This window comes from Amycolatopsis sp. CA-126428 (genome assembly GCF_002904335.1).
Lineage (GTDB): Bacteria > Actinomycetota > Actinomycetes > Mycobacteriales > Pseudonocardiaceae > Amycolatopsis.
In genome coordinates this window covers 216,150-241,683 of sequence record NZ_PPHF01000136.1, presented here as the reverse complement: position 1 = coordinate 241,683, position 25,534 = coordinate 216,150, and the positions used below count along the sequence as shown (strand labels likewise).

The 25,534-nt window shown below is 71.0% G+C and carries 27 protein-coding genes and 3 tRNA genes; 9 read left to right on the top strand and 21 right to left on the bottom strand.

Annotated features, from left to right (window positions below; genetic code table 11):
• Positions 1-28: 28 nt before the first annotated feature.
• On the top strand, positions 29-475 hold the full coding sequence (locus C2L58_RS34195) for a pyridoxamine 5'-phosphate oxidase family protein (protein ID WP_103341768.1): 447 nt from the start codon (positions 29-31) through the stop codon (positions 473-475).
• Here C2L58_RS34195 and C2L58_RS34190 read toward each other — a convergent pair whose 3' ends face one another.
• Positions 476-1,033 (bottom strand): hypothetical protein, encoded by a 558-nt coding sequence (locus C2L58_RS34190; RefSeq protein ID WP_103341767.1) that lies wholly within the window; start codon positions 1,031-1,033, stop codon positions 476-478. It lies immediately after the preceding gene.
• 169 nt (positions 1,034-1,202) lie between these two features.
• Between C2L58_RS34190 and C2L58_RS34185 the strand changes: the two genes are divergently transcribed.
• Entirely contained in the window at positions 1,203-1,928 is a 726-nt protein-coding gene (locus C2L58_RS34185; RefSeq protein WP_233226090.1) for a rhomboid-like protein, read from the top strand.
• A 65-nt stretch (positions 1,929-1,993) separates the two neighbouring features.
• Entirely contained in the window at positions 1,994-4,315 is a 2,322-nt protein-coding gene (locus tag C2L58_RS34180; RefSeq protein ID WP_103341765.1) for a sensor domain-containing protein, read from the top strand.
• Here C2L58_RS34180 and C2L58_RS34175 read toward each other — a convergent pair.
• From C2L58_RS34175 to C2L58_RS34140, 8 genes are all read right to left on the bottom strand, one after another.
• Positions 4,309-5,100 carry an arylamine N-acetyltransferase family protein gene (locus tag C2L58_RS34175; RefSeq protein WP_103341764.1) on the bottom strand — a complete coding sequence of 264 codons (792 nt, stop codon included), beginning with the start codon at positions 5,098-5,100 and terminating at the stop codon, positions 4,309-4,311. The two genes, C2L58_RS34180 and C2L58_RS34175, sit on opposite strands and share 7 nt — an antisense overlap.
• Positions 5,101-5,133: 33 nt before the next feature.
• Entirely contained in the window at positions 5,134-5,484 is a 351-nt protein-coding gene (locus C2L58_RS34170) for a YciI family protein (RefSeq protein ID WP_103341763.1), read from the bottom strand.
• A gap of 170 nt (positions 5,485-5,654) precedes the next feature.
• Positions 5,655-6,233: a class I SAM-dependent methyltransferase gene (locus C2L58_RS34165; protein ID WP_103341762.1), complete on the bottom strand. Its 579-nt coding sequence runs from the start codon at positions 6,231-6,233 to the stop codon at positions 5,655-5,657.
• A gap of 168 nt (positions 6,234-6,401) precedes the next feature.
• A tRNA-Phe gene (locus tag C2L58_RS34160) sits at positions 6,402-6,475 on the bottom strand.
• Positions 6,476-6,506: 31 nt separating this feature from the next.
• A tRNA-Asp gene (locus C2L58_RS34155) sits at positions 6,507-6,580 on the bottom strand.
• Between the two features lie 21 nt (positions 6,581-6,601).
• Positions 6,602-6,674, bottom strand: a tRNA-Glu gene (locus tag C2L58_RS34150).
• 117 nt (positions 6,675-6,791) lie between these two features.
• Positions 6,792-7,568 (bottom strand): SCO6745 family protein, encoded by a 777-nt coding sequence (locus C2L58_RS34145; protein WP_103341761.1) that lies wholly within the window; start codon positions 7,566-7,568, stop codon positions 6,792-6,794.
• 160 nt (positions 7,569-7,728) lie between these two features.
• Positions 7,729-7,983, bottom strand: a complete 255-nt coding sequence (locus C2L58_RS34140; protein WP_086838175.1) for a hypothetical protein — start codon at positions 7,981-7,983, stop codon at positions 7,729-7,731.
• Positions 7,984-8,638: 655 nt separating this feature from the next.
• Here C2L58_RS34140 and C2L58_RS34130 point away from each other — a divergent pair.
• Complete coding sequence (locus C2L58_RS34130) at positions 8,639-9,088, top strand: hypothetical protein (protein ID WP_103341796.1); 450 nt, start codon at positions 8,639-8,641, stop codon at positions 9,086-9,088.
• Positions 9,089-9,189: 101 nt separating this feature from the next.
• On the opposite strand, the gene C2L58_RS34125 is transcribed toward C2L58_RS34130, so the two are convergent.
• Complete coding sequence (locus C2L58_RS34125; RefSeq protein ID WP_003097368.1) at positions 9,190-9,393, bottom strand: cold-shock protein; 204 nt, start codon at positions 9,391-9,393, stop codon at positions 9,190-9,192.
• A gap of 457 nt (positions 9,394-9,850) precedes the next feature.
• Between C2L58_RS34125 and C2L58_RS34120 the strand changes: the two genes are divergently transcribed.
• From C2L58_RS34120 to C2L58_RS49475, 4 genes are all read left to right on the top strand, one after another.
• Entirely contained in the window at positions 9,851-11,062 is a 1,212-nt protein-coding gene (locus C2L58_RS34120) for a L,D-transpeptidase (RefSeq protein ID WP_103341760.1), read from the top strand.
• A 169-nt stretch (positions 11,063-11,231) separates the two neighbouring features.
• The gene (locus C2L58_RS34115; protein WP_103341759.1) at positions 11,232-11,546 is read left to right on the top strand and encodes a hypothetical protein; all 315 of its coding nucleotides are present in this window, start codon (positions 11,232-11,234) and stop codon (positions 11,544-11,546) included.
• A gap of 4 nt (positions 11,547-11,550) precedes the next feature.
• Positions 11,551-12,102 carry a SigE family RNA polymerase sigma factor gene (locus C2L58_RS34110; RefSeq protein WP_103341758.1) on the top strand — a complete coding sequence of 184 codons (552 nt, stop codon included), beginning with the start codon at positions 11,551-11,553 and terminating at the stop codon, positions 12,100-12,102.
• Between the two features lie 5 nt (positions 12,103-12,107).
• The gene (locus C2L58_RS49475; protein WP_158264207.1) at positions 12,108-12,593 is read left to right on the top strand and encodes a hypothetical protein; all 486 of its coding nucleotides are present in this window, start codon (positions 12,108-12,110) and stop codon (positions 12,591-12,593) included.
• Positions 12,594-12,674: 81 nt separating this feature from the next.
• On the opposite strand, the gene C2L58_RS34100 is transcribed toward C2L58_RS49475, so the two are convergent.
• Positions 12,675-14,009 (bottom strand): MFS transporter, encoded by a 1,335-nt coding sequence (locus C2L58_RS34100; RefSeq protein ID WP_103341756.1) that lies wholly within the window; start codon positions 14,007-14,009, stop codon positions 12,675-12,677.
• A 237-nt stretch (positions 14,010-14,246) separates the two neighbouring features.
• On the opposite strand from C2L58_RS34100, the gene C2L58_RS34095 reads away from it, so the two are divergent.
• The gene (locus C2L58_RS34095; RefSeq protein WP_199191590.1) at positions 14,247-14,840 is read left to right on the top strand and encodes a PaaI family thioesterase; all 594 of its coding nucleotides are present in this window, start codon (positions 14,247-14,249) and stop codon (positions 14,838-14,840) included.
• A 59-nt stretch (positions 14,841-14,899) separates the two neighbouring features.
• Here C2L58_RS34095 and C2L58_RS34090 read toward each other — a convergent pair whose 3' ends face one another.
• The 10 genes from C2L58_RS34090 to C2L58_RS50000 form a co-directional block, all read right to left on the bottom strand.
• A complete protein-coding gene (locus tag C2L58_RS34090) occupies positions 14,900-17,548 on the bottom strand; it encodes a serine/threonine-protein kinase (RefSeq protein WP_103341754.1) in 2,649 nt (882 codons plus the stop codon).
• A gap of 88 nt (positions 17,549-17,636) precedes the next feature.
• Positions 17,637-18,578, bottom strand: coding sequence for a glutamate ABC transporter substrate-binding protein (locus C2L58_RS34085; RefSeq protein ID WP_103341795.1), 942 nt, complete (start codon positions 18,576-18,578; stop codon positions 17,637-17,639).
• A 29-nt stretch (positions 18,579-18,607) separates the two neighbouring features.
• Positions 18,608-20,026 carry a hypothetical protein gene (locus C2L58_RS34080; protein WP_103341753.1) on the bottom strand — a complete coding sequence of 473 codons (1,419 nt, stop codon included), beginning with the start codon at positions 20,024-20,026 and terminating at the stop codon, positions 18,608-18,610.
• A 300-nt stretch (positions 20,027-20,326) separates the two neighbouring features.
• Positions 20,327-21,226: a histidine kinase gene (locus C2L58_RS34075; protein ID WP_233226088.1), complete on the bottom strand. Its 900-nt coding sequence runs from the start codon at positions 21,224-21,226 to the stop codon at positions 20,327-20,329.
• A 14-nt stretch (positions 21,227-21,240) separates the two neighbouring features.
• Positions 21,241-22,503: a GAF domain-containing protein gene (locus tag C2L58_RS34070; RefSeq protein WP_103341752.1), complete on the bottom strand. Its 1,263-nt coding sequence runs from the start codon at positions 22,501-22,503 to the stop codon at positions 21,241-21,243.
• A 96-nt stretch (positions 22,504-22,599) separates the two neighbouring features.
• A complete protein-coding gene (locus C2L58_RS34065) occupies positions 22,600-23,364 on the bottom strand; it encodes a thiamine pyrophosphate-dependent enzyme (protein WP_103341751.1) in 765 nt (254 codons plus the stop codon).
• Positions 23,361-24,395: an ATP-NAD kinase family protein gene (locus tag C2L58_RS34060; protein WP_103341750.1), complete on the bottom strand. Its 1,035-nt coding sequence runs from the start codon at positions 24,393-24,395 to the stop codon at positions 23,361-23,363. The genes C2L58_RS34065 and C2L58_RS34060 overlap by 4 nt, the downstream gene beginning before the upstream one ends.
• A 186-nt stretch (positions 24,396-24,581) precedes the next feature.
• Positions 24,582-24,806, bottom strand: coding sequence for a heavy-metal-associated domain-containing protein (locus C2L58_RS34055; protein WP_103341749.1), 225 nt, complete (start codon positions 24,804-24,806; stop codon positions 24,582-24,584).
• Between the two features lie 64 nt (positions 24,807-24,870).
• A complete protein-coding gene (locus C2L58_RS34050) occupies positions 24,871-25,074 on the bottom strand; it encodes a cold-shock protein (RefSeq protein WP_013222289.1) in 204 nt (67 codons plus the stop codon).
• A gap of 209 nt (positions 25,075-25,283) precedes the next feature.
• Positions 25,284-25,457, bottom strand: a complete 174-nt coding sequence (locus C2L58_RS50000) for a hypothetical protein (protein ID WP_199191589.1) — start codon at positions 25,455-25,457, stop codon at positions 25,284-25,286.
• Positions 25,458-25,534: the final 77 nt, after the last annotated feature.

Below are 25,534 nucleotides of genomic sequence, written 5' to 3'. Positions count from 1 at the left end.
CAAATCCATTTGCCTTAAGGAGCTCCCGATGGCCCGCAAGATGACCAAGGACGAGCGCGAAGCGTTCCTCGCCGAGCCGCAGGTCGGCGTGCTGAGCGTCGCGGCCGAGCCCGGGCGGGCGCCGCTGACCACGCCCATCTGGTACCGCTACGAGCCGGGTGGCGACATCGTCGTGATGACGTCACCGGGACTGCGGAAGGCCCGGCTGATCGAGGCGGCCGGCCGGTTCGCGCTGTGCGTCCAGCAGCAGGACGGCGTCTACAAGTACGTCTCGGTCGAGGGACCGGTCGTGGAGTCGTGGCCGATGACGAAGGCGGAGCGGCACGAGATCGCGGCCCGCTACCTGCCGCCGGGCGTGAGCGAGGCCTACACCGACGCGACCGACGAAGCCCACGGGAACAACATCGCGATCGCGATGCGCCCGGAGCGCTGGAACACCTCGGACTTCAGCGACCTCGCGGAACAGCTGGCCTGATCACCAGCAGATGATCCCCAGGATGCACGACGTCGGGGTCCGCGGCGTGGTGGTCGGGGCCGGGGTCGGCGAGTGCCCGCCGGCCGGGGGCGGGTTCCCCGTCGGCGTCACCGTCGAGGTGCCCGACGCGGACGGACCGGAGCCGGACGGCGTGGCGGTCGGTGTCGCGGGTGCGTTTCCGGGTCCGGGACCGGCGGTTTCGGTGGCCGGGTCGCGGCCCGGCACCTCGGTGACCGTGCCGCGGTGCTCGTTCGACGCCGTGACGACGTCGCCGCCGGTGCCGCCACCGATCCCGCCGTCCGGCGGGGAGTCCGTGGCCTGGCCGGCGCCGCCCAGCCCGGTGGTGCGCTGCGGGAAGGGGATGACCTGGATCTGGTCGACCGGGGAGGCGTCCTCGCGCTCCTTGCCGCCGAAGGCGACCAGCGCCGCGGCGGCCCCGCAGCCCACGATGACGGCGAGCATCACCGCGACCACGCGCCAGCGTGACTGGCCCGGTCCCGGACGGTCGCCCCAGCCCTCGCGCACGAGCAGCTCGGCGACCGATACCTCGTCGTTCACCCCGACTGACCTTCCCGAAGGGCCGTTCGGCCGTCATCGTGGCCGTATTCTTACCGTAAAAGCCCCCCGAACGGGTGAAGGTCCGGCAAAAATTCGTCACGTAACGCAAAGTCTGACAGTGAGTGACATCCACAGCGTTTTCTAAGCTGGCACTCGTGATACTCCCAGCATGACCACCGAAGCTCAGTCCATGCTGCTGAGAGCCGAACGGCCGATCCCCTCGATCGCCGTTGCGCGCCGCAGTCCGTGGGCGTTGCTCCGGTACGTCCCCAACCCGAAGACGACGCCGTTCACCTTCGGCTACCTGGTCGTCCTGCTGGCCACGACCCTGCTGCTCGAATTCGCCGACCCGGCGGTGACGGACCGGCTGCTCCAGCTGTCCAGCACGGACGCCCACAACCTGTGGCGGCGCCCGCTCACCTCGCTGCTGAGCAGCGCCATCTGGGTGCCGGGCGAAAGCTGGCTCATCTACGCCCTGATCTTCGCGATCGCCGTCGCGCCGCTCGAACGCCGGTTCGGCGCCCGCCGCACGGCGCTGGTGTTCTTCTCCGGCCACATCGTGGCCACCCTCGCCACCGAACTGCCGGTGATGGCCCTGATCAGCGCGCACGTGCTGCCGAACTCGGCCGGGCACTGGCTCGACATCGGCGTCAGCTACGGCTTCTTCACCACTGCCGGCTCGCTGGTGTTCCTGCTGCGCGGTCGCGCGCGCCCGCTGGCGCTGGCCGCGATGGAGGCGTTCATCGCGGCGGTCTGGCTGAGCGACGACCCGGCCGCCCTCGACTCGGTCGTCACGCTGCTCGGCCACGCGTTCGCGGCCCACTTCGGGCTGCTGGTCTGCGGGCCGTGGCTGCGGGAGCGCATCCGCAGGCCGAGCCCGGATTTCGCCGGGTAGGCAGGGGCCGGAGTCGGTGGTGTAATCGACGAGCCACACGCCGACTTCACGGGGGACGGACGCACATGCAGGCCGACTCGCTCGCCGAACTGGTCGAGCTGAGTCCGGACGCGATCTGCGTCCACGAGCACGGGGTGCTCACCTACGCCAACCGCGCGGCCCTGGAAGCCTTCGCCGCGCGCTCCGCCGGCGAGGTCGTCGGCCGCCGGTTCACCGACTTCGTCGCCGAAGACGCCCGAGCCGCACTGGCCGGGAAGCTCGCCCAGCTGACGGCGCCGGGGCAGGCCAGCGAGCCCGTCGAGGCCCTGATGTCCCGGCTGGACGGCAGCAAGTTCGCCGTCGAGACGGTGCTGGTGTGCCTCGGGGAGGCCGCGTACCAGGTCGTCATGCGCGACATCACGGCGAAGAAGGCGGCCGCCGACGCCCTCCGCTACCAGGCCGCGCTGGTGTCGCACGTCAGCGACGCGCTGATCGCGACCACCGGCGACGGCGTCGTGACCAGCTGGAACCCGGCCGCCGAGGCGGTCTACGGCTGGACGGCGGCCGAAGCCGTCGGGCGGTGCGCGAGCGAGCTCGTCGGCGCGCCGCTGGACCTGCCGGCCATCCGGCGCGGCGGCGGCGTCGCGGAAGCGGTGCACCGGCGGCGGGACGGCGCTCCCCTGGCGGTCCGCGTCTCGGCAGCCGAGATGAACGACGGTTACGTGCTCGTCTGCGCCGACGAAACCGCGCGGCGGCGCGCCGAGCAGAACTACCGCACGGTCGTCGCGTCCCTCGACGAAGGCGTCCTCGTGATGGGCCCCGGCGGGCTCATCGAAGCGGCGAACCCGGCGGCCTGCCGCATCCTCGGCGTCGCCGAGGCCGACCTGATCGGCGTCCCGTGCCACTCGCTGACGCTGTTCACCGAGGCCGGGCAGTGGATCCCGCCGGACGAGATGCCGTCGGTGCAGACCCGGCGGACCGGGGTCACGCACAACGGCCTGGTCGTCCGCCTGCGCCGGCCGGATGGCCGCGACGTCTGGGTGTCGCTCACCTCGCGGCTGCTGGCCCCGGACGACCCGGCGGCGATGGCCGTGGTCACCTCGTTCACCGACATCACCGAGACCCGCGCGATCAGCGCGCAGCTCGCCTACGACGCCACCCACGACCCCCTGACCCGGCTGGCGAACCGGACGCTGGTGCTCGGCGGGCTCGACGCCCGCGAGCGGGGCGCGGTCACCGTGCTGTTCCTCGACCTGGACAAGTTCAAGGTCATCAACGACTCGCTCGGGCACTCGGTCGGCGACCAGGTGCTGCGGATCGTCGGGGAACGCCTGCGCCGCAGCTCGGGCCGCGACGACCTGGTCGGCCGGCTCGGCGGCGACGAGTTCGTCGTCGTCACCGCCGAGGTCACCGACCCCGCCGAGGTTCGCGCGCTGGCCGAGCACCTGCGCGCCGCGCTGGCCGAGCCGATCGGCGTGCTCGGCCGGCAGCTGCACCTCGACGCGAGCATCGGCGTCGTGCTCGTCGGCCGCGAAGACCGCCGCAGTGCCGAAGACCTGCTGCGCGACGCGGATGTCGCGATGTACCAAGCGAAAGCGCTCGGCCGGGGGCGGCACCACTTCTTCGACGTCGGCCTGCGCGAGCGGATGCAGCGGCGGCTGCGGATGGAGCAGGACCTGCGCCACGCGGTCCACGACGGCCAGCTCTGGCCCGCCTACCAGCCGGTCGTCGACCTGCGGACCGGCGAGATGGTCGCGGTGGAGGCGCTGCTGCGGTGGACGCACCCCCGGCACGGCGCGATTTCGCCGGCGGAGTTCATCCCGCTCGCCGAAGAAAGCGACCTGATCAACATCATCGGCAAGGAGATGCTGCGCGCGACGACCCGCGAGCTGGCGGCGCGGCGCGTTCAGCAGGGCCTCGACCTGACGCTGAAGGTCAACCTCTCCGCCCGCCAGCTCGACGACCCGCACCTGGTGCCCGCGGTCCAGGACGCGCTGGCGGTCACCGGGCTGCCGGCCGGCGCGCTCTGCCTGGAGGTCACCGAAAGCGCGTTGATGCGCGACCAGGAAGCGGCCGCGGAAGTGCTGGCGTCCCTGCGTGCCCTGGGCGTGCTGCTGGCGATCGACGACTTCGGCACGGGGTATTCGTCGCTCGCGCAGCTGCGCCGGCTGACGCTGGACACGCTCAAGATCGACCGCTCGTTCATCACCGGGATCGCCGAGTCGCGGGACGCGGAGGCGATCGTCACGAGCATCATCGCGATGGCCCACGCGGTGGACCTGACGGTGATCGCCGAGGGCGTCGAGTCGGCGGAGCAGCTGGAGCTGCTCCGCGCGCTCGGCTGCGACCAGGCGCAGGGCTACCACCTCGGCCGCCCGGTCCCGGCGGCCGAGCTGTTCGGTCAGTAGACGTTCTTCAGCCGCTCCAGTTCGTCCTCCGTCAGCTCGATGCCGAGCTCCTTGAGGGTGGCGTCGAGCTCGTCGGGTGCGACGGTGGTGGTTTCGCTGCTGCCGCCGGGTTTTTCGACGGTGAGCTCCCGGCCGAGGAGCCTGCGGCTGAGACCCGGCTCGATCGTCATGATCACCAGGCGGCCGGTGAACGGCGACTTCGGGTGGGTCGACGTGTAGTGGTGGTAGACCTCGTAGTCGATGGGGTGCATCTCGTTGAGGCGGAATTCGAGGATGTCCTCGTCCTCCTTCCGCAGCGTCCACCAGCCGTTGTTTTCGGTGAGGCGGTGCGGCCACCCGGCTTGGTCGACCTCGTGGCCGTCGACGAGCGGCATGGGAGCGAGGATCCCGGCCCCGAACCCGACGTCGGCGAGGAACTGCCGCCCGTCCACGTCGACGACGAGCGTCATGTGCGTGTAGGGCCCGGGCCGGCGCGGCTGCACGCGCGCGGAAAGCCGGTGCACGGTGTAGCCGAGCTGCTCGAGGACGGCGGCGAAGAGGCCGCTCTGCTCGTAGCAGTAGCCGCCCCGCCGCCGTCCGACGAGTTTCGCGCTCACGACGTCGAGCGAAATCCCTTGGTGCTGCCCGAGAACGACGTCGACGTTCTCGAACGGGATGGCGTTCACGTGGGCCCGCATGAGCTCGGTGAGCGCGGCCTCGGACGGCGCCCGCCGCGGTTGCCCGACCCGCGCGAGGTAGGCGCCGAGATCGACGGCGCCGATGCCCCATTCCCCTTCGGTGGTCATGAGTCCAGGATGGACCCTCGACCGCACTGGAGGTCAACCTTCGTGGACGACCTGCCGCACCTCGACGGCGGTGTACTGGGCGTCCGGGATCTTCGCGGCGAGCTCGACGGCCCGCGCTTCGCTCTCGACGTCGACGACGTAGTAGCCGCAGAGGAAAGCGTCGGACTCGACGAAGCCACCGGTTTTGGTGTGCGCCACCCCGTCCTTGACCTGGACGGTCTTGGTCTCGCCGGGTTCGGCGAGTGCCTTGGTCTCGACCATTTCCCCGGACTCGGTGATGAGCTGGATGAAGGCCCCGTGCCCTTCGTAGACGCCGTTCTTCTGGTCGTCGGTCAGGGTGGCCCAGAGGGCCGGGTTCATGTGGAGGGTAAGGAGGTAACGCATGATCGGCTCCCCGTGTTCGGGCGGCGGCCCCTGGTGGGCTGCCTTACGCCGGTGGGTCGAGGCTGCCGCGGTGGACCGGACACGCGCTCCAGCGGTTCACTCGTTCGGCCTAGTCGACCCACTCCTCGAGCTGCCGAAACCGGCGGGCGCCTTCCAGGCAGTACACGCCCTCAGCTCCGGCTGACGACGAGGTACCGCTCGTCCTCGATTTCGGCGCCCCACAGCGCCGGATCGGTCAGCTGCCGGACAGCCGCTTCCTGCCGGTGCGCGAGCACCAGCTCCCGGCATTCGGCCGCGGTGAGCCCGGCGCCGGTGGACCACCGGCCTTCGACGAGCAGCAGCAGACCACCCGGTTTCAGAAGCCGCACCCACCGCCCGACGGCGGCGGCCGGGTCCGGCATGGCCCACAGCACGTGCCGCACCAGGACGACGTCACAGGAGTGGTCCGGACAGGGCGGATCGGCGGCGTCACCCTGCCGCAGCTCGACCCGGAGGCCCGCGGTCTTCGCCCTGGCCTCGTCGAGCATCCGCGCGGAGAGGTCCACCCCGCAGACGTCGTGCCCCGCCTCGGCCAGGAGCAGGGTGAGACTGCCCGTCCCGCACCCGAGATCGGCGACCCCGGCGGGTGCGGGCGGTAGCAGCGGCAGGAGCAGCTCCGCCCAGGCGGCGCGGACCACGGGATCCCGCAGGCCGTGGTCGGGCTGCTCGTCGAAGGTGGCCGCCTCGGCGTCCCAGACGTTCTGCGTCATGGGGACATCGTGCCCGGGTGCGAGCCGGAGACCTCAGCCAAATGGCGCGGGGATGCCTGCCGTTGGTCCACAATGGACCCAACGAAAGGTCGACAACAGCCGCGGCCAAGAGCAACCCTGGAAACGAGGAAACCGCCCTGACCTGAGTCAAGGCGGTTTCTACCAGCGTGGCCAGGGCCGGGGTCGAACCGGCGACCTTCCGCTTTTCAGGCGGACGCTCGTACCAACTGAGCTACCTGGCCGGGAACGCCGGCAAGGAGCCGAACGATCTTGCGACCCTGACGGGACTCGAACCCGCGACCTTCGCCGTGACAGGGCGACGCGCTAACCAACTGCGCCACAGGGCCTTGCGTTACTACTGTACTGCGTACTCCCAACGGGATTCGAACCCGCGTTGCCGCCTTGAAAGGGCGGAGTCCTAGGCCACTGAACGATGGGAGCCCGGTCGGTTTCGGGTGACCGACCGACCGCGCTCTCAGGTTCCCCTGGGAGCGATTACAAGCATAGGGCACGCCGCCACCCCTTTGCACAGGGGGTTCCTTAAGCCTTCGACGAGGCTCAGACCTGCGCAAACTCCGCCAGCTCCGCCAGACGGCGAGCGAACTCGGCCTGCTCCGGCTCGGACAGCGCCGACACCAGCAGCTCACCGATCCGGTCGTCGGTCAGGGCCTCGGCGCGGTGCCAGCGGTCGCGCAGGTCCGGCTTGCGCTCCGCCGAGGCCACCAGCTCGTCGGCCGCGTCCTCGGGCCACGCCGTGCGCAGCAGGCGCCCGCGGCCACCCTCGGGGTCCGCGATCACTGCCTCCGGGACCGACAGGCCCACCGCGCGCAGAGCCGCGAAGTGGAGGCCACCACGCAGCTCTCGGAAGACCATCAGCGCGAAGCCGAGGCGCTCGACGTCACCCTCGGGACGCTCGGCGTTCTTCCACCCCGCGAAGAGCGCGAGTCCGCTGGCGTCCGCGGCGTCGACGACGCGGAACAGCAGCTCCGCCAAGCGGCCGGGCTCCGATACGGCCGAAAGGCTGACGCGTGACCACCGAGCCGATGACTCCGCGTAGGCGCGAACCGCGGCGGGTGCGTCGAGGGCCGCCGTTGCCGGCGGGAGGACGAACTCGAACAGCCAGTGCGGGAAGATGCCGAACAGCTCCGCGGCCACCTTCGGCGGGACGTCGCCGAGCACCGCCGACCGGCCCCGCACGTACAGCGAACGCGGTGGCAGGCCGACCTCCGCCTCGACCTCGGCCAGCTCCGGCGACGTCATGAACTTCCCGCCCAGCACCTGCACCACCGGCCGGATCCGGTTCGCCAGCTCCGCCACACCCTTGATCGCCGTCATGTCCGGCCCCTTTCGACGCGGCAACCGTAACACCGTTATTAAACTCGCGTCAAACAGCGGACCACACCTTGCCAATTACTTCCCGGAAACCGGCACAACCAGCGGAGATATCACCGGACGGGCCCAGCGGAACACACCGGACCCACCCGCCACCACACCCTCAACGCTGAACCGGCGCCTGACCGTCCTCATCCAGGTTCAAGCCCAGCATCTCCAGCAACTGGACACAGTCCTCGACCCCCAGCGCCCCATTCGCCACCGCCAGCCGAGCCCGCCGGACCTGATCATCCGACACCCGCTGCGCATCCGCCGCCCCACTTCGCTGCGCCGGCAACGCCCCGGCAAACGGCGCACTCCCCCCATCGGCACCTTCGTACCGAAGGAGGAACTGCCGCACTTCAACAGACCCGCTCATAGCCCCTCCACACGGCTCACAACAACTTGGCCGCGAGGCTAACCAGCGCCGGCCACCACACACAGCCCCCCGGAGAGTGAACCTGAGACCACCCTCCGCTCAACGCAGCGCAATCGGCACCACCGAAGAAGAACCCCACCCGAACGAACGTCACCCCCACAGCAAAGTGACACCACACGGGGAAATTTCCCGCTCTCCACTCGCCCAACCACCCAACTCGTGCAACAATCGAGGTGCTGACACACCCCCGGTCAGCGCCTGTGGAGATCCCCTCCGACCCCCGCGTTCCTCCCCCTGGCGCGGGGGTCCTCCATTTCTGGGCCCGCTTCGGGCTTCGCCCGTCGCCTGGGCCCGCATTTCGGCGTGCTGACCCGGGGGGCCGAGCCCCCCGGACCCCCCACGGTGCCTCCCGCTCGGCTTCCAGCGTGGTCCCGTTCTCCGCCTCGGGCGCTGCGCGCCCTGGCGGGCCGCCGCCGTTAAGTGCGGAACTCGCGTGCGGGAGTTCAGTGATCGACTCGGTGGGTTATTGGGGGGTTGCTTTGGGTTGTGGGGGGTTGGTCTTTTTGGGTGGGGGTTGGGCTGAATGGGGAATGTTTTGGGCGTGTTGTAGCTCACAGTGGTTTGTGTGGCGAGATGCAAACGTTATCGTGGCGTGGTGCCTCTTCCCTCCCTTGGCCGCTTGAGCAGCCGCACGAACCTGAAAGCCGCCGCGTCTTCCGGGCGTCATCGTGGTGCCGCGAAGCCTGCGGACGACGGTGCCGTCGAGGACACCGAGCTCACGTCGTACCTCGCCGCCCTCGCTCCGGAGAACGATCTAGAGAGCACCGGGTCCGGCAAGCGGTTCGGCGAGGCGCAGGTCTACCAGCTGCGGATGAGCCTCGTGGCCAGCCAGCAGCTCAAGGACATCGCCGCCGAGCGGGAGATCTCGCCGCAGGCGCTCGCCCAGGAATGGATCCTCGAGCGGCTCAATTGGGAGGGGCAGGCCTCCTCTGTGCAGGACCAGCGGCAGCAGCAGGCCGCCGAGGTCAGCGACCTCAGTGACCTCACCGACGAGTTCCACTTCCCCGCCGACGCCTTCGACGCGCCGGCCGTCGCCCGGCACTGAGCCCCCAGACGTCATGAGAAAGGGCCCCCGGCAGTGCCGGGGGCCCTTCACTCAGGCCTTAAGACGCGCAAAGGGCCTGTGAGGCTTGTTCAGCCTCAGTTTCAGATCGCGCGGACCTTCTGGGCCTGCGGACCCTTCTGGCCCTGGCCGACCTCGAACTCCACTCGCTGGTTCTCCTCGAGGGTGCGGAAACCGCGGCCCTCGATCTCCGAGTAGTGAACGAACACGTCGCCTTCGCCGCCGTCCTGCGCGATGAAGCCGAAGCCCTTCTCCGCGTTGAACCACTTCACAGTGCCTTGCGCCACCGCTGTACTCCTCGTTACACAGATCCGCTTCGAATGCCACCGAAGCGGCACCCCGACCGTCCCGGGCGGTTCCAACGAGACGAGTCAAGAGCGGGTCGGCTCCATGGCTCGCGTCAGAAGTTCCGCGAGTGTGAAGCCACGAACACGCAAAACGACGGCCTGAGAGCAGACTACCGGGATCTGGCCAAAGTTGAACCCCGTGATCGAGGCGAAAACCGGCTGTGCGCACCAAGGTCACCGGAACGTCGTAGGGCTCCGGCCCGGTTCTGTCGGACCCACCGGCTAGTCTGGCGCCGCACTGCGACACCGTGATCACCGGATACGGCTCGGAGTCGGCCGTGCCCCCTCCGTGAAAGCTGCCGCCGACCAATGTGACGTTAGTCACATCAATGTTGCTCAACGTACACGGTCCGCGGCGCGTCTCGAAGAGGGGAAGCACCAAAGGGGCAAAAAGGGGATGGGTGTGACGGTGAGGATTTCCACGCGGCGCCGCGGCGCTGCCGTGGCATGGGGCTTGGTCGCCGTGCTGACGCTGGGGGCGTGCAGCAGCGAACCGACGGTCTCGGCGAGCGGGACGTCGGGCGGGGGCCCGACGAGCTCGCCGGCACCCACCGCGCAGCCCGCGAAGCTGACGGTGACGCCGGCGGGCGGCGCCCAGGACGTCGCGCCCGGCGAACCGGTCGTCGTCCAGGTCGCCGACGGCACGATCACGTCGGTCACGCTGACCAACCCGGACGGCAAGCAGGTCCAGGGGCAGGCGTCGGCGGACAAGAAGAGCTGGACCACCACCGAGCAGCTCGGCTACGGCAAGACCTACACCTGGTCCGGCCAGGCGCAGGGCGCCGACGGCAAGAACGTGCCCATCGGCGGCGCGTTCACCACGGTCAAGCCGAAGCGTCAGCTGTCGGCCAGCCTGAACGTCGGCGACGGCCAGACGTACGGCATCGCGATGCCGATCGCCCTGTCCTTCCCCAGCCGCGTCACCGACAAGGCCTCCGTCGAGAAGGCGCTGTCGGTCGAGACCACGCCGAAAACCGAGGGCTCGTGGGCGTGGCTGGACGGCGACACCACGGTGCACTGGCGGCCGAAGGAGTACTTCAAGCCCGGCACGCAGGTCAAGGTCAACGCCAAGATCTACGGCGTCAAGATCGGTGACGGCGTGTACGGCAAGCAAGACGTCTCGGCCAGCTTCGCCATCGGGCGCTCGCAGATCGTCAAGGGCAACACCACGCAGCACACCATGCAGGTGATCCGCGACGGCCAGCAGATCGCCGACTACCCGGTGAGCTACGGCCTCGACTCCGACCCCGGCCGCGTCACCCACAGCGGCGTGCACGTCGTCATGGGCAAGCAGGCCACGTACGCGATGAGCAACCCGAAGTACCACTACGAAAACGTCGTCGTGCCGTGGGCGGTCCGGATCTCCAACAACGGCGAGTTCATCCACGGCCTGGCCGCGTCGGTCTGGGCGCAGGGCAAGAAGAACGTCTCGCACGGCTGCCTGAACCTCTCGCCCGCGCGCGCCAAGGAGTACTACGACGGCGTGCTCCCCGGCGACCCGGTCGAGATCACCGGCAGCACGCAGACGCTGAGCGCGAAGGACGGCGACTACAGCGACTGGACCTACGACTGGGCGAGCTGGCAGAAGCTGTCGGCACTGGCCCACTGAACCACCGAGGGAGACCGGGCGGCCGGGAAGTCCACTGCGGGCTTCCCGGCCGTTCGTGTTTCTCACCGGAAATCCGCGAAATCCGGTGCAACCCCGGTGATCACCCGCCGCATGACTAAGGGCAGAGGCGCGGCGATCCCCTGCCGCGCCACGAGAATGAGGAGCTGTCTTGCGTATCCGCATCGCCCTGACCCTCGGCGCGCTCGTGCTCGCCGGTGGCGCCCTGACCGGTGGCATCGCGCTGGCTTCGGAGGCGCAGGCGCCGGCCGCACCGACCACGACCCAGGTGACCCGGCCGGGCGAGCCGACCGTGGCCCCCGTCCCGACCACCAGCCGTCCCCGTCCCCAGGCGCCGTCCGCCGTTCCCGTGCCGCGTGAGACGACCCGGCCCGCCCGCACGGGCCCGGCTCCGCGCGTCCCGCGCGCCGTCCCGGCCGGGCCGACCGGCGACCTGCACCTGCCGGCCGTGTGGGAGACCCGGTAACCAGGTGATCTCCCGCTCCCGTCCGTCGACCGGGCCGGGCTCGCCGTGGGACGGCGAGTTCGCCCGGTACTTCGGCGAGCGCGCGCACAGCCTGCGATCGACCGCCTTCCTGCTCTGCGGGGACTGGCACCAGGCCGAAGACCTCACGCAGGCCGCGCTGCTCAAGATCTACCTCGCCTGGCCGAGGCTGTCGCGGCACGACGCGCTGGACGCCTACGCGCGCAAGGTCGTCCTGCGCACGTTCCTCGCCGAGCACCGGCGCAGCAGGTGGAAACGGGAGCGGCTCACCGACACCCCGCCGGAACTCCCGGCGAAACCCACGACCGACCAGGATCTGCTGGTCCGGCAGGCACTGGCGGTCCTGGCCCCGAAGCAGCGCGCCGTGCTGGTGCTGCGGTACTTCGAAGACCTGAGCGTCGAAGAGACGGCTCAGGCGCTCGGCTGCAGCGCCGGCACGGTGAAGAGCCAGGCCTCCCGCGGCTTGGCCACGCTGCGGAACCGGCTCGGCCCGCACTACGGTGCGCTGACCTTCAGCGCACCCACGGAGGGGAGGTGACGAACATGGACCACGAAGACGACGTCCGCGCGATCCTGACCGGCGCGGCCGGCGGCCCGCAGCCGCCGATGCGCCTCGAAGCCGCCGACGTGATCGAGCGCGGCGGCCGGGTCCGGCGACGACGCAAGCGTTTCGCCGTCGCGGGCACTTCGACCGCGACGGCGGTCGTCCTGGCGGTGGCCGGTTTCCTGGCCGGCCACCGCGCCGGCCCGCCGGAGCCGGTGCAGCCCGCCGGCCCCGGCCTGTCCACGATCGGCACCGCTCCTCCGGCTCCCAGCTCGACGTCGCCGACCGTGGTCCCGGCGACCTCGATCGCGCCGCCGACGGCCGAGCCGGGCCAGACCCGGCCACGCAGCTCGCGGACGACCCCGCAGGCGCCGTCCGCGGGCCCGCGGGCGACCTCCCGCCCCGGCCCGGCGACCTCCCCCTCCACCTCGGTTCCGACCGAGACCCGGCCGGAATCGCCGGCGGCGAGAACGACGACGCGCTAGCCGGTGACGCGGATCCGGCCCAGGGCGCACGTGTGCCCCGCCCGGTGATCCGGACGGGGCACACGGCTTTCCGGGAACCGCTCAGCTTCGAGCGGTCGCGGAGGCCAGCTTGCCGGTGTTGTCTTCGGTGTCGATCTGCTCCATCGGCACCTGCGACGTCTCCGGGATCTTGATGATCGGAATGATCGCGATCAGCGCCGCCGCCATCAGGTAGTACGCCGGCCAGTCCTCGTTGCCGGTGCTCTTGATCAGCGCCGTCACGATGACGCCACAGGTCCCGCCGAACAGCGACGTCGAGATGTTGTAGCCGATCGCGAACGAGCCGTAGCGCACCCGGGTCGGGAACATCGCCGGGAACGTCGAGCCGATCACCGCGAGCATGAGCACCAGCAGGAGCGCCACGATCAGGAAGCCGACGAAGAGCCAGAAGATGCTGCCGGACTGCATCAGCTTGAGACTCGGCCAGCTCAGCACCAGGAACCCGATGGCCGCGGTGAGCAGCAGCGGTTTCCGGCCGATCCGGTCGGACAGGGCGCCGAGCGGGATGATGATCGCCATCTGGATGACCTCGACCGCGATGATGATCAACGTCGAGGTGTTGTCGTTGATCTTCAGCGTGTCCGTGAAGTACGTTGGCATCGTCGTCAACAGCAGGTAGTCCGCGACGTTCAGCAGCAGCACGATGCCGATCAGGTTGAGGATCATCCGCCAGTTGCGGACGAAGATCTCCTTCAGCGGCGCCTTCGTCGGCGCCTCGCCCGCAGCCTCCAGCCGGCGGAACTCGGGAGTGTCCTCGAGCTTGTTCCGCAGGTAGAGCCCGATCAGGCCGAGCGGCAGCGCGACGAAGAACGGGATCCGCCAGCCCCAGGCGTCGACCTGGTCGGACGACAGGGACAGCGTCACCGACAGCACGACCAGGTTGCCGAGCACGTAACCGGCCAGCGTGCCGAGTTCGAGGAAGCTGCCGAAGAAGCCACGGCGTTTCGTCGGGGAGTACTCGGCGATGAACGTCGCCGCTCCGCCGTACTCACCGCCGGTGGAGAAGCCCTGGATGATCCGCAGCAGCAGGATCGCGATCGGCGCCGCGATGCCCATGCTGTAGCTGCCGGCGTACGTCGGCAGGACGCCGACCAGGAACGTGCACCCGGACATCAGCAGGATCGTGATGGCGAGGACCCGCTTGCGGCCGATCTTGTCGCCGAGCGGGCCGAAGAACGCGCCGCCGAACGGCCGCACGATGAACCCGATCGCGAGCAGCGCCAGCGACTTCAGCACGGCGTTCCCCTCACCGGGGAAGAACTGCGTACCGATGCTCACGGCGATCGCGCCCGAGGTGAAGACGCCGTAGTCGTACCACTCGGTGGCGTTGCCCATCGCGGACGCCCACACCGCGCGCTTGACGGTTCTCTCGTCCACTGACGGTTTGCCCGTCGTTGCTGCTGGTTCGGTCATGCCGGCGACGACTCCTCCCGTGCAGTGCCCATCGGGCCGTTCGAGCTCATCGGCCCAGTCTCGACCGGTTGTCGCAGGTCGGCAGTCTGAGCCGCGAATTGTCTACGGTGGGGAACTTTCCGGCTACCGAGAGATGTGGGTGGGACGCCGACGTCCCGGGTCGCGCGCGGCGGCCGGCTACCCGCCGGTTAACGTCAGCGCATGAGTCGTGTTTCTCAACCCTGGCCGCCGGTGGCGGTGGAGCCCGCGATCCCGCACCCGAAGGCGCCGGAGCCGGGCACCGAGCTCGGCGTGCACTTCGCGGAGTGCTTCGGGTGCGGCGACGAGGCCGACGCCGGGCTGCACCTGCGTTCGACCGTCGGCGAGGGCCAGGTCGTCCACTCGCGGTTCACCGTCACCGCGGCCCACCAGGGCGCACCCGGGCTCGCCCACGGCGGCCTGCTGGCCTGCGCGTTCGACGAGGCGCTCGGCTCGACGGTCGGCAACCTGATGCGCCGCCCGGCGGTGACCGGCAAGCTCGAGACGGACTTCCGGCGGCCCGTCCCGGTCGGTTCGACGCTGTTCATCGCCGCCCGGCTGGACGGCATCGCGGGCCGCAAGATCTACGTCAGCGCGGACGGCCGCCTCGACGCCGAGGACGGCCCGATCGCGGTCAGCGCGCGGGCGTTGTTCGTCGTCGTCGGCTTCGAGCACTTCAACACCCACGGCGACCCGCAGGCGCTGGAGAAGCTGGCCGCGCAGCACGAAAAGAACCAGCGTGAGCGCAGCGAACGCGACTGGGAGATCAACCCCTGACCCCGGCTGGTCGTGAGTGGTAAGGAGGGTTCTAACCCGCCTTACCACTCACGACGGCGTCAGGTGAGGGTGCGGGGGCGGATCGCGTTCGCCCGGTCCACCAGCTCGATGCGCTGCTCGAGCGTGCCCGCGAGCCGGGCCATCGCCCGGTAGCACCGCTCGAGGCCGAACCGCAGCTCGCGTTCCTCGAGCCGGCACCCCAGCACGCGCGCACCCGGCGTCGGCCTGCCCTGCCTGAGCCATTCGTGCGCGGCTTCGAGCACGCCGGCGGACAGGCGCGTCTGGCGTTCGACGTCCAGCCGGAGCCGCTCGAGCCGGGCGGACGCGTCAAGCAGGTCGTGCTCGGTGACCGGGGTCTCGCGGCCCTTGGCCTTGGTCGCCGTCGTCTTGATCTTGATCGCCGCGACCTGCGCGTCGACGTAGTGGGTCGACGACGGCGGCACGGTCTCCAGCACCTCGACCGCGCTCGCCCGCGCGCCCTGCGCCAGGTACACGCGGGCGAGGCCGAAGGCGGCGCTGACGTAGGTGCGGTCGGTGCGCCAGACCAGTTCGTAGAACCGCGCGGCGGCGAAGTAGTCGCCGACGCCTTCGGCGCTGATGCCCAGAGCGAGCTTCGGGGCGATTTCGCCCGGCAGATCGTCGTACACCGCTTCGAACGCGACGTGCGCGACCCGCGAACGGCCGCCCGCGAGTTCGATCAGGCCGCGGTACCAGTCGATCCGCCAGTCGTGCGGGAAGCCGTTCTTGATGGCCAGGTACTGCGCGGCCTGCAGCTGCCGCTGCGCCTCCGCGAACTCGCCCAGCTCGACGCGGGCGCGCACGATCCGCAGCCGCACCTCGATCGACTCCCGCGGCGCGCCGGCCAGCGCCTCGATCGCGGCTCGAGGGTCGAGCGCGGTCGTGGTGGCGAGCACGCCCGCCGCCGGGTCGTCCGTGTCCACCTGCGGGATCGGCAGGCCGGCGACGACTTCGTCCGCCCCGGGCAGCGGCACGCTGGCGCCGGTTTCGGGCACCACCAGCTGCACGCCGAAGGTGCGGCTCTCCGGGCCGAACACCGTCGACACACCGGGCCGCGGCTTGCCGGTGCCGAGCGCCATGATCTCGCGCAGCACCCCGGTGAGCTGGTCGGCCATCTCCTCGGCGGAGAGGAACCGGCGGTCGGGGTCCGTGTGCGTCGCGCGCCGCAGGAACCGGTAGTACGAACCGAACAGCGTGAACAGCGGGACGGCGTCCGGGCCGGGCAGGGTCGTCTTGTACTTGGTGGTGTAGCCGGTGAACTCGAAGCTGAGCACGGCGAGCGTGCGCCCGACGGTGAACAGGTCCGAGGCCACCGACGCGCCCTGCGTCGGCAGTTCCGGCGCGCTGTAGCCGGTGGTGAAGAACAGCGGGCTCTCGTAGTCGTCGGTGCGGCGGACCGCGCCGAGGTCGATCAGCTTCAGCTGCTCGTTGGTCTGGATGACGTTGTCGGGCTTGAGGTCGCAGTAGAGCAGGCCCTGGCTGTGCAGGTAGCCGAGCGCGGGCAGGATCTCCAGCCCGTACGCGATGACCTGGCCGATCGGCAACGGCTCCGGACGGCGGCTTTCCCGGTGGTGCGCCAGCGCGAGCTGCCGCAGCGACTGGCCACCGACGTACTCCATGACGATGTAGCCGGTGGTCGTGCCGCTCTGGGCGTCCGGGTGCTGCACGAAGTTGTGGATCTTGACGATGTTGGGGTGTTCGACCTCGGCGAGGAACCGCTGCTCGTTGGCCGCGGCCGCCATCGCCGTCGCGTCACCGGTGTCGATCAGTCCTTTGAGGACGACCCAGCGGTCGCTGACGTTGTGGTCCTGCGCGAGGTAGATCCAGCCGAGGCCGCCGTAGGCGATCGTGCCGAGGACCTCGTACTGGCCGCCGACGAGCTCGTGCGGCTGCAGCTTCGGGACGAACGAGAACGGCGTGCCGCAGTTCTCGCACTTGCCTTCCGGCGAACCGGGTTGCCCGTCCTTGCCGCGTCCGACCTTCGCGTTGCAGCTGCTGCAGAACCGCTTTTCCTCCGACACCACCGGGTTCGTCAGCACCGCGGACGCGGGGTCGCGCGCGGGCACCGGCGGAACGTCGACCAGCCCCGCGCCGAGCCGGCCGCGCCGCGACCGGGACGTCCGCGACGACGTCCGCCGCGAAGTGCCGGGGAACGAACCGGAGACCGAGCCGGACCCGCTGCCGGTCCCCGACCCGGTGCCGGTTCCCGTGTGCCGGCCTTCGCTGGTGCGCTCGGGCAGCACGCTTTCGGTACCGGGGTCCGGCAACGGCGTCCCCGGCCCGGTGTCCGGGCGCGGCACCGGCGGCATGATGCTCTGGGTTTCCGGCGCCGGCGCGGCGAGCACGCTCGTGGGCTGCGGCGCGTCCGGGTCCGGGCGGACGGCCTGCGTCGGCTCGACCGGCGGCGCGACGGGGTTCATGCTGCCCGGCGGGCGCGTCGGGTCGTCCGCGCCGGGGATCGGGCCGCGGACGGGAGCCGGCTGGCCGCGCGGCGGCGTCGGCGGACGGCGCACGGGCGCGTGGAAGACGGTCTCTTCGCCGCCGGTCGGCTCGCCGTCGTCGAGACGGCCGGAGATCGACGGCTCCGGCGTGTCCCACCGCACCGGTGGCGGCGGCTGCCAGCTCGGCGGCGCCACCTGCTGCTGGTCGTCCGGCGCGGCGTGCCGAGGACGGCGCGGCTCCTCCGACACTGCTACCTCCCGGATCCCCTGCGACGTGCGGAGATCGATTCTAGTCGCGCTGCGTCCTTCGGTACTGCGTTCACTGGTACTGCGACGTTCACTGGTACTGCGGCGCCGGTGGCGAAGCCGCTCCGAGGCGGGCTTCCACCCAGCGGCGGTAGCTGTCCTGCCACACGCCGTTGCCGCGGATCTGGTCGAGCACCGCGTTGACGTACCGGACCAGGTCCGGGCGGTCCTTCGGCACGCCGATGCCGTAGTTCTCCTGCGTCAGCGGCTCGCCGCGGACCTCGAGCGTCGAGTCCTGCGCGGCCATCCCGGCGAGGATCGTGTCGTCGGTCGAGACCGCGTCGACCTGGCCCTGCTGGAGCATCACCAGGCAGTCCGACCAGTTGTCCACCGAGACCGGCACCGGCTTGGCGGAGTCCGTCGCGATCTTCGCCAGCGACGTCGACTTCTTGGTCGCGCACACCCGCTTGCCGCTCAGGTCCGACAGCTTCTGCGCCTTCGACTCCTTGGTGACCAGGATCTTCTGGCCCGCCACGTAGTACACGGAGGAGAACTCGACCTCCTTCTTGCGCGCGCAAGTGATGCTGTAGGTCCGGACCACGATGTCGACCTGGTGCTTCTTCAGGACTTCTTCGCGCTGCGACGACGGGATCGCGCGGAACTGGACGTGGCCGTCGGCCGAGCCGAAGATCGCCTTGGCGACCGCGTTGACCATGTCGATGTCGAAGCCCTCGAGGTTGCCCGAGGTGGGGTTGCGGAACCCGAACAGGTAGGTGGTCTGGTCGACCCCGGCGATCAGCTTGCCGCGCTTCTTGATCTCGGACATCGTCGAGCCGTCGGGGACGGTCGTGCCGGCCGCCGGCGCCGGGCTGGCCAGGGGGTTGCAGCTGGTGTCGGAGCCGCCGCCGGCCGTCGCGTCCGGGCCGCCGACGTGCGCGGGCTGCGGCCAGGCCGCGTTGCTGACCGGTGCCGGGTCGACCGGTTTCCCCGGGCTGCCGCAGGACGCCGCCAGCAGCGCGACGACCGCCAGCACGCCCGCCCGGACCGTGTTCCGCCGCCTGCTCACCGGTACTCCCTCAGTCGCTCCCGGATCCCCATGGTGACACCGCCCGCGGCGACGATCGCCAGCACGGCCAAGCCGGGTGCGAGGAGCGTCAGCGCGCGGTCGCCGTGGTGGGTGTCGTCGAGGAAGGCCTGCCTGCCGACGTCGATCGCGGCCTGGAGGCTGTCGTCGAGCTGCCGGAACGCCGGCGCCGAGCCGTCTTTCGCGTCTTCCTGCACCGCGGAGTCGACGGCTTCCTGGTACGCCCCGGCGTTGTCCTGGTCGCGGACCTGCCCGTGCGCCTTCATCCAGTCGGCCGCGGCCTTCGACGCGGCATCGACCTTCGCGGCGCCGTCGCCGTCCTTGATCAGGCCGCGGGCTTCCCCGAGGAGACCGCCCTGGCCGTCTTGGCCGACCAGCTGGACCGCCTTGGCGGCGAAGTCCGTCTCGTACGCGCCGCCGTCGCCCCGGGCGACCAGCGTCAGCGTTTCGTCGGCACGGGCCTGCAGCGCGGCGATCCGCGCGCGGACGAGCACGTCGACGCGGTGCGAACCGTCGTCCTGGCCGCTGCCGACCAGGCTGCCCTGGAGGATCAGCGCGACCGCGCCCCACAGCAGCGACACCACGACGGCGGCCGTCGCGACGACGAGCCCGACGTTGAGCAGCCGGTTGGTGCGCCGGGTCAGGTAGACCTGGGTGACGATCAGCGCGGCCAGCAGCGCCACCACCAGGATCGTGGCGAGCCACGGGAAACCGGTGGCGCTGTCCTGTTCTTCGATGAGCCGCTCGGTGTCGACCCGGTAGAGGTCCTGGGCGGCGGGCAGGAGCTTCGCCCGCATCAGCTCGGACGCTTCGCGCAGGTAGGACGCGCCGACCGGGTAGCCGAGGCGGTTGTTCGCCCGCGCCGTCTCGACGAGCCCGGTGTAGACGGGCAGCTGCTGGTTCAGCATGTCGACCGGGGTGGCGGCGTCGGCGACGTCCGCGGCGTCGGAAGCGGCCTTCGCGAGCGCGGCGCCGGCTTCGGCGATGTCCCGCTCGTAGCGCTGGCGCAGCTGGGGCGGCTCGGTGCCGATGGAGAGGAACGCGCTCGCGGCGGTCGCGTCCGCGTCCGAAAGCGAGCGGTAGACCTGCTGCGACGCGGCGGCGAGCGGCTCGCGGTGGTCGATGACGCCGGAAATCGTGTCGTCGCGGTTCTGCACCGACAGCGTCGCGACGAGCCCGGCGACGAGCGCCAGCAGCACCAGCCCGACGGCGATCACGGTGAGCCGGCCGGGGGTGGTCGCGGCCGACCGGACGATCGCGCGGATCCCCTGGCCCGGCAGGTCGAGCAGCCCCAGCAGGCCGCTGCGGCCCCCGGTGCGGTCGCGGCCCTCCGGTGGCGACGGTGGGGGTCCGGGCGCGGGCGCCGCAGGCCCCGGGGCCGTCGCAGTGCTGGTCATCCCCGAAATTCCTCCCCCTGCCATCCGGGGCCGCGCCCAGGCCGGGGGCGTGGCCACCCGGAGCCCCCGAAAGAGATCGCTGTGAGCCTTACTCGCAGAAGGTAGCCGAGTCGCCGCGCGCGCAGCCACCGGCACCGCCCGCTGTCACCAGCACGTGATCTGGGCGGATGTGTTCCGGCGCACACCGGTGATCAGGTGCGGACTTCCGCGAGGACTCGCCAGTGGCCGTCTTCGGGACCCGAAGTCAGCGTGCCACCGACGAGGGCGAGTCGTTCGCGTATGCCGGCCAGGCCAAATCCTTCACCTGTCCGGGTGAAGGCCGCGAGGGCGTTGCGGACGTCGAGCCGGCGCCTGGCTCAACCACATCCGGATGTCCTCGCCCCGCGCGTGCTTGCCGGCGTTCGTCAGGGCTTCCCGCGCGATGCCGGCCAAGGCGACGACCGCCGCGAGGGTTTCGGTGAGCGGCGGGACGTCCTGGCGAAGCGCGGCGACGGCGTCCCGTGCTTCGGCCAGCCCGTCCTTTGCCAGCCGCCGCGAGCGCCGGATCGACCGCAGCGCGCCGTCCACATCGGACCGTTCGGTCAGCGGCGCCTCGGCGAGTTCGAGCTGCACCCCCAGTGCGCCAAGGGAATGTGCCGGGACGTCGTGGAGCTCGCGGGCGAGCCGGGGGCGTTCGTCGAGCGCGGCGGCGCGGGCGTGTTCGGCCTGGGCGAGCCGCGTCTGCGCCAGCAGGGCGGTTGACCCGAGCAGCACCAGCAGCAGCATCACCCCGGCGTCCGCGAGCGACTCGCCGAGGGACTGGCGGGCGAGCACGTGCGACGTCACCGCCAGGGCGACGTCCAGAAGGCCGGCGGCGAGGATCGCGCAGGCGCTGACCGAGGTGAGCGTCGCGAGCCGGCCGAGGGCGATGACGGACAGCAGGATCGCCGACGAATCCCCGGCCCAGCCGACGACCGCCGTCGGCAGCAGCGCACCGGCCGCGGCGAGCAGCGCGGCCGCCGTCTCCGGCCGGCGGGATGCGACCCAGCCAGCAGGCGGTGGCGACGCCGTAGCCGATCCAGGTGCGCGGGTCCGCCTCGCGCGCGGTGAGCAGGGTCGCCGCGAAGAACAGCGTGCCGAGCAGCTGCACCACGAGCCGGCTCGGGGCGATGGTGTCGGGCAGGCGTTTCGGCACGGCGTCCATGATCCCGTCCGGGTCATGTCCCGCCGGGAGGTCAGCCGCGGATGGCCGGGGCGAGCGAGTGCGGGAGCACGGCTTCGGGGTCCGGTGGCCGCCGGACCACCACCTCGACGTCGTCGGCGAAGCGGTACGGCTTCGCGCCGAGGATGCCGCCGAAGTGCCGTCGCAGCCGGGACATCTCGGCGCGGACGGTCACCGTCCGGCCGGCGTCGCCGAACAGGTCGGCCGACAGTTCGGACGCCGACCGGCCGTCGCGCCGGCTGGCCAGCACGTACAGCACCTCGGCGTGGCGTGGGCTGAGCCGGTGCGTCCAGGTCCCGGCCGCGCTGGCCACGGTGAGCTCGGGCTCGCGCGGCGACCGGACGTCGAGCACGACGCGGGTGGGCGGGGCGGCGTCGTCCTCGGTCAGCCGGAGCAGCCAGCCGCCGGGCACCGGCTCGACCGAGCAGCCGCCGTACGCGGGCAGCCAGGCTCGCCCGGGCCCGAGGCCGGTGGGCAGCGCGACCCGGTCGACCGGCGCGAGCCCAGCGGCCGCGGCGACCCAGCCGTGTTCGTCGGCCACCATCGCCCGGCCGCCGACCTTCGCGAGGACCGGGACGGCGAAACCGCGAAGCCGTTCGAGCTCGGTGAGGTGAGTGGTGCGCAGCTGCGCCTCCGCGAGCCGCGTGACGGCGTCGACCAGCGCCAACGTCGTCGCGTGGACGGTCGAGGCGGGCCCGGAGAGGTCGACGACGCCGAGCAGCCTGCCGTCGCGCGGATCGTGCAGCGGCGCGGCCGCGCACGTCCAGGAGTGCTGGGCCCGGACGTAGTGCTCGGCGGAGTACACCTGGATCGGGCTGCGCGCGATGAGCGCGGTGCCGATCGCGTTGGTGCCGACGGACTTCTCCTGCCAGTCGACGCCTTCGACGAACCCGAGCCCGTCGGCGCGGCGGCGGACCGCGGCACTGCCGTCACGCCAGAGGACGGCGCCGCCCGCGTCGGCGATCACCATGATGTGCGCGGCCTGCTCGGCGAGGCTGATCAGGCCACCGCGCAGGATCGGCATGGCCTCGGCCAGCCCGCTCGCGCGGCGGCGCGCTTCCAGCTGTTCGAAGGTCAGCACGGGCGCGGCGGCCCGGCTGTCCGGGTCCACGCCGAGGCGGCGCATCCGCTGCCAGGACGCGCCGATGACCGGCCGCAGCCGGCTGGGCAGCGCCCGGCCGTTGAGGGCCGCTTCGTGCACTTGCGCGAGGACGCGCGCGTGCCGCCGTGGATCCGCCCCGGCCGGCAACGCCGCCTCGAGGTCTCGCTGCCCCAACCGCCGCTCCTTGTGCTGTGCCTCCTCGGAGTCTGCCGTTTCGGCCGGATGATCGGTAGGTGGGGCACGTCGCGGTCGGGCCGGGTTTGTCCCGCTTCAGTACGAGACGTAGACGTCGGTCCCCCGGTCGTCCAAGTCGTCCGGGGCGGATTCCGGCGCGGCGGCCGAGTCCTCGACGAGCTGGGCGACTTCGGCGTCGATGGCGTCGAGGACCTGTTCGCGCAGCTCACCGGTGTCGGTGACGCGGGTCCGGAACCGTTGGAGGCAGTCGCCGACGTGCCGTGGGAAGCCGGCCTCGAGCAGCGTCGGGCCACCGCCGTCACGGGCACGGCCGACCGCTTCGCCGGCCGCTTCGTGCACGGCGAAGAAGTCGGATCCGTCGATGACGACTCCCGGCACGCCGAGCCCGGCCACCCGATCGGCGTAACCGGGGTTCTCCGTGACGAAGATGACGGGAAGGTCCCAGGCCGACGCGAGGGTCAGCGCCTCCAGCGTCGTCCCCGGGCCGTCCCCGAGGAAGGCCACGCCGACGCCGCCGGTGTGCTGCTGTTTCGCGGCGATCGCGGCGCCGCAGATCAGGAGCGGGACGCCGCCGAGCGTGTCCGTCGCGACCAGCCGGTGGTGGCGGATCTCGGCCAGGACGGCCCCGACGTCGACGCCCTTGGCGATGCGGTGCCCGTGGCGGCGGTGGGTGCCGGCGATGGCGTCACGGCGGTCGAGGTGGAGACAGATCCCCGCGGCCAAGGCCTCCTCGCCGGCGTACCGGGTGCCGCAGGCCGGTTCGCCGGTCGCGCGCACCCGCTCTTCGACGGCCCGGATGGTCCGCATCACGCGATACGCACCTCTGAGGGCGTCCGTCATCTTCGGCGCTCCTTCCCCGGATCGGTGTCCGCGCGCAACAGCCCTTTCCGCGCCGCCTCCGCCATCGCCGCCCGGACGTCGACGACCCACGGCCCGTCCGGCTTGAGCTCGACGAACGCGCTCTCCCCGGTCTTCAGCTCGAGTTCGCGCTCGCCGTCGAGCGCGATGACGCCGCCCGCGGCAGCGAGCTCGACCCGCACGCCGGGCCGCAGGAGCCCCCAGCCGCGCACGCCGACCGGCCGCACGAGCCCGGGCGCGATCGGCGCGTGCACGACGTACGGCGTCTCCCCGACCGGCCCGAGCTGCAGCGCGACGCCGTCCGGGCTCGACCGCGGGCTCGGGCAGAGTTGGCCAGGGACGCTCGAGAGGCCGATGCCGTCCGGCTCGGCGAAGGTGCAGTACAGCTCGGTGAGCGAGGACGGGTCCCACAGCGCCCGTGCCCCGATGTGCCTGCTCAGCGACACGCAGACGTCGACGAGCGCGATCTCCCTGCGTGCTTTCGTGACGACCTCGAGCACGCTGACGCGGTGGGTGACGAGGTCGGGATCGATCTGCCCGGTGGCGATCAGCCCGGCAGCCAGGCCGGCGACGGTCGCTTCCCGCATCTGCGGGAAGGCGTTGTTGGTCCCGGTGGAGAGGGCGAGGAGGGGCACGTCCTCGCAGGCCGCGGCGGCGACCCGGGCGGTCCCGTCCCCGCCGAGCACGACGATGACCCCAGCGCCGGCCTCGACCATGCGCCGCACCGCGTTGGTCGTGTCGGCGGCGGTGCCGGTGAGGGCGTCGTCCTCGCAGAAGTCGACCTTCGGCCAGGAGCCGCCCCGGCCGAGCGCGCGCAGGACCGCGGCGGAAATCCCACCCAGATCGGTCGAGACGAGGGCCCGGTCGAGCCCGGTGACGGCGAACGCCGCCAGCAGCCGCTGGACCATGTTCGCCTTCTCCGCGGTGGGGAACACCGACGCCTGCGCGACCAGCCGGCGGATGTCCCGCCCCGAAGCGGGGTTCGCGACGATCCCCGCCACCGTTTCGCCCACCTGACCTCCCGTTCTTTCGCCCGGGAACAGGAGACTCCGCAAACAGGCGGAACGGAAGGGTTGCAGAGCGTTGCAGTACCGGTGTGAAGCGCAACGGAAGCGACGCAGATCACAAAGCGCGTCTCACCCAGTGATCTCCAGTGGACTGTCCAAGCTGGAGAATCGGAACGAAGGCCCGGCAGCGAACTACGGGACCAGGTCGGCGACGCCCTCGTAGGTGAAGCCGGCTTCTTCGACCGCGGCCCGCACGTCGTCCTCCGCCAGCGCGGCTTCGGCCCGCACGACCACGCGGCCGGCCGCGACGTCGACGTCCACTTCGGCCACTCCGGGCAGCACGGTGATTTCTTCGGTCACCGACTGGGCGCAGTGCCCGCAGCTCATCCCGGAAACGGTGTAACCATGCTCGATCATGGTGCGTAGCGTACGAAAAGGGCCGCCACCCCGTACGGGTGACGGCCCTTTCCCAAGATCAAAGTCAGATCACGGTGACCGACGTGGCCTGCGGGCCCTTCTGGCCCTGGCCGATCTCGAACTCGACGCGAGCGTTCTCTTCCAGGCTCTTGAAGCCGTTACCCTGGATCTCGCTGTAGTGAACGAAGACGTCGCCGCCACCGTTGTCGGGGGTGATGAAGCCGAACCCCTTCTCGGAGTTGAACCACTTCACAGTGCCCTGAGTCATAAAAAAATCTCCATGTGTAACACCAAAAAACAGGAAGCCACTTCAGCGACCCGGGTCGTCACCCGGACGGTTTGCTTCCTCGGTGAGGAGACACTACGCCCGCTGAGTTCTGCGAGCGTGAGGCATCACGAACACAAAAATCGAGACCGTAAGTAGTAAAGCACACCTCGAGCAGGGCGGACAAGCCATCTTCACCCGGCAGGGGTGAGCTATTCGCCACTCGCCGGGCGCAGCCCCTCGGAGGTGAACGGCGAACGCCACGTCGTGTCGTGCTCAAGGGCGACCACGGCGTCGTCGTGCGTCTCCGCACTGGCGCTGAACAGCACCGGTACGACACCGGAGGACTTCCGCACTGCTTCGGATGCGTGCTGGTGATCGGTCACGTCGAAACTCCCCTCGTTCCCTGCCCGCTTCGGCGCGGGTCATGACCGTGATGGTGCCATGGGGCACCGACAGAAAC

Bases quoted from the DNA above. Each gene is read 5' to 3' on its own strand.
- C2L58_RS34195 (WP_103341768.1), top strand. From the start codon at position 29: ATGGCCCGCAAGATGACCAAGGACGAGCGCGAAGCGTTCCTCGCCGAG.
- C2L58_RS34185 (WP_233226090.1), top strand. From the start codon at position 1,203: ATGACCACCGAAGCTCAGTCCATGCTGCTGAGAGCCGAACGGCCGATC.
- C2L58_RS34180 (WP_103341765.1), top strand. From the start codon at position 1,994: ATGCAGGCCGACTCGCTCGCCGAACTGGTCGAGCTGAGTCCGGACGCG.
- C2L58_RS34175 (WP_103341764.1), bottom strand. From the start codon at position 5,100: ATGACCACCGAAGGGGAATGGGGCATCGGCGCCGTCGATCTCGGCGCC.
- C2L58_RS34170 (WP_103341763.1), bottom strand. From the start codon at position 5,484: ATGCGTTACCTCCTTACCCTCCACATGAACCCGGCCCTCTGGGCCACC.
- C2L58_RS34165 (WP_103341762.1), bottom strand. From the start codon at position 6,233: ATGACGCAGAACGTCTGGGACGCCGAGGCGGCCACCTTCGACGAGCAG.
- C2L58_RS34145 (WP_103341761.1), bottom strand. From the start codon at position 7,568: ATGACGGCGATCAAGGGTGTGGCGGAGCTGGCGAACCGGATCCGGCCG.
- C2L58_RS34140 (WP_086838175.1), bottom strand. From the start codon at position 7,983: ATGAGCGGGTCTGTTGAAGTGCGGCAGTTCCTCCTTCGGTACGAAGGT.
- C2L58_RS34120 (WP_103341760.1), top strand. From the start codon at position 9,851: ATGGGTGTGACGGTGAGGATTTCCACGCGGCGCCGCGGCGCTGCCGTG.
- C2L58_RS49475 (WP_158264207.1), top strand. From the start codon at position 12,108: ATGGACCACGAAGACGACGTCCGCGCGATCCTGACCGGCGCGGCCGGC.
- C2L58_RS34095 (WP_199191590.1), top strand. From the start codon at position 14,247: ATGAGTCGTGTTTCTCAACCCTGGCCGCCGGTGGCGGTGGAGCCCGCG.
- C2L58_RS34080 (WP_103341753.1), bottom strand. From the start codon at position 20,026: ATGACCAGCACTGCGACGGCCCCGGGGCCTGCGGCGCCCGCGCCCGGA.
- C2L58_RS34075 (WP_233226088.1), bottom strand. From the start codon at position 21,226: ATGACCCGGACGGGATCATGGACGCCGTGCCGAAACGCCTGCCCGACA.
- C2L58_RS34065 (WP_103341751.1), bottom strand. From the start codon at position 23,364: ATGACGGACGCCCTCAGAGGTGCGTATCGCGTGATGCGGACCATCCGG.
- C2L58_RS34055 (WP_103341749.1), bottom strand. From the start codon at position 24,806: ATGATCGAGCATGGTTACACCGTTTCCGGGATGAGCTGCGGGCACTGC.
- C2L58_RS34050 (WP_013222289.1), bottom strand. From the start codon at position 25,074: ATGACTCAGGGCACTGTGAAGTGGTTCAACTCCGAGAAGGGGTTCGGC.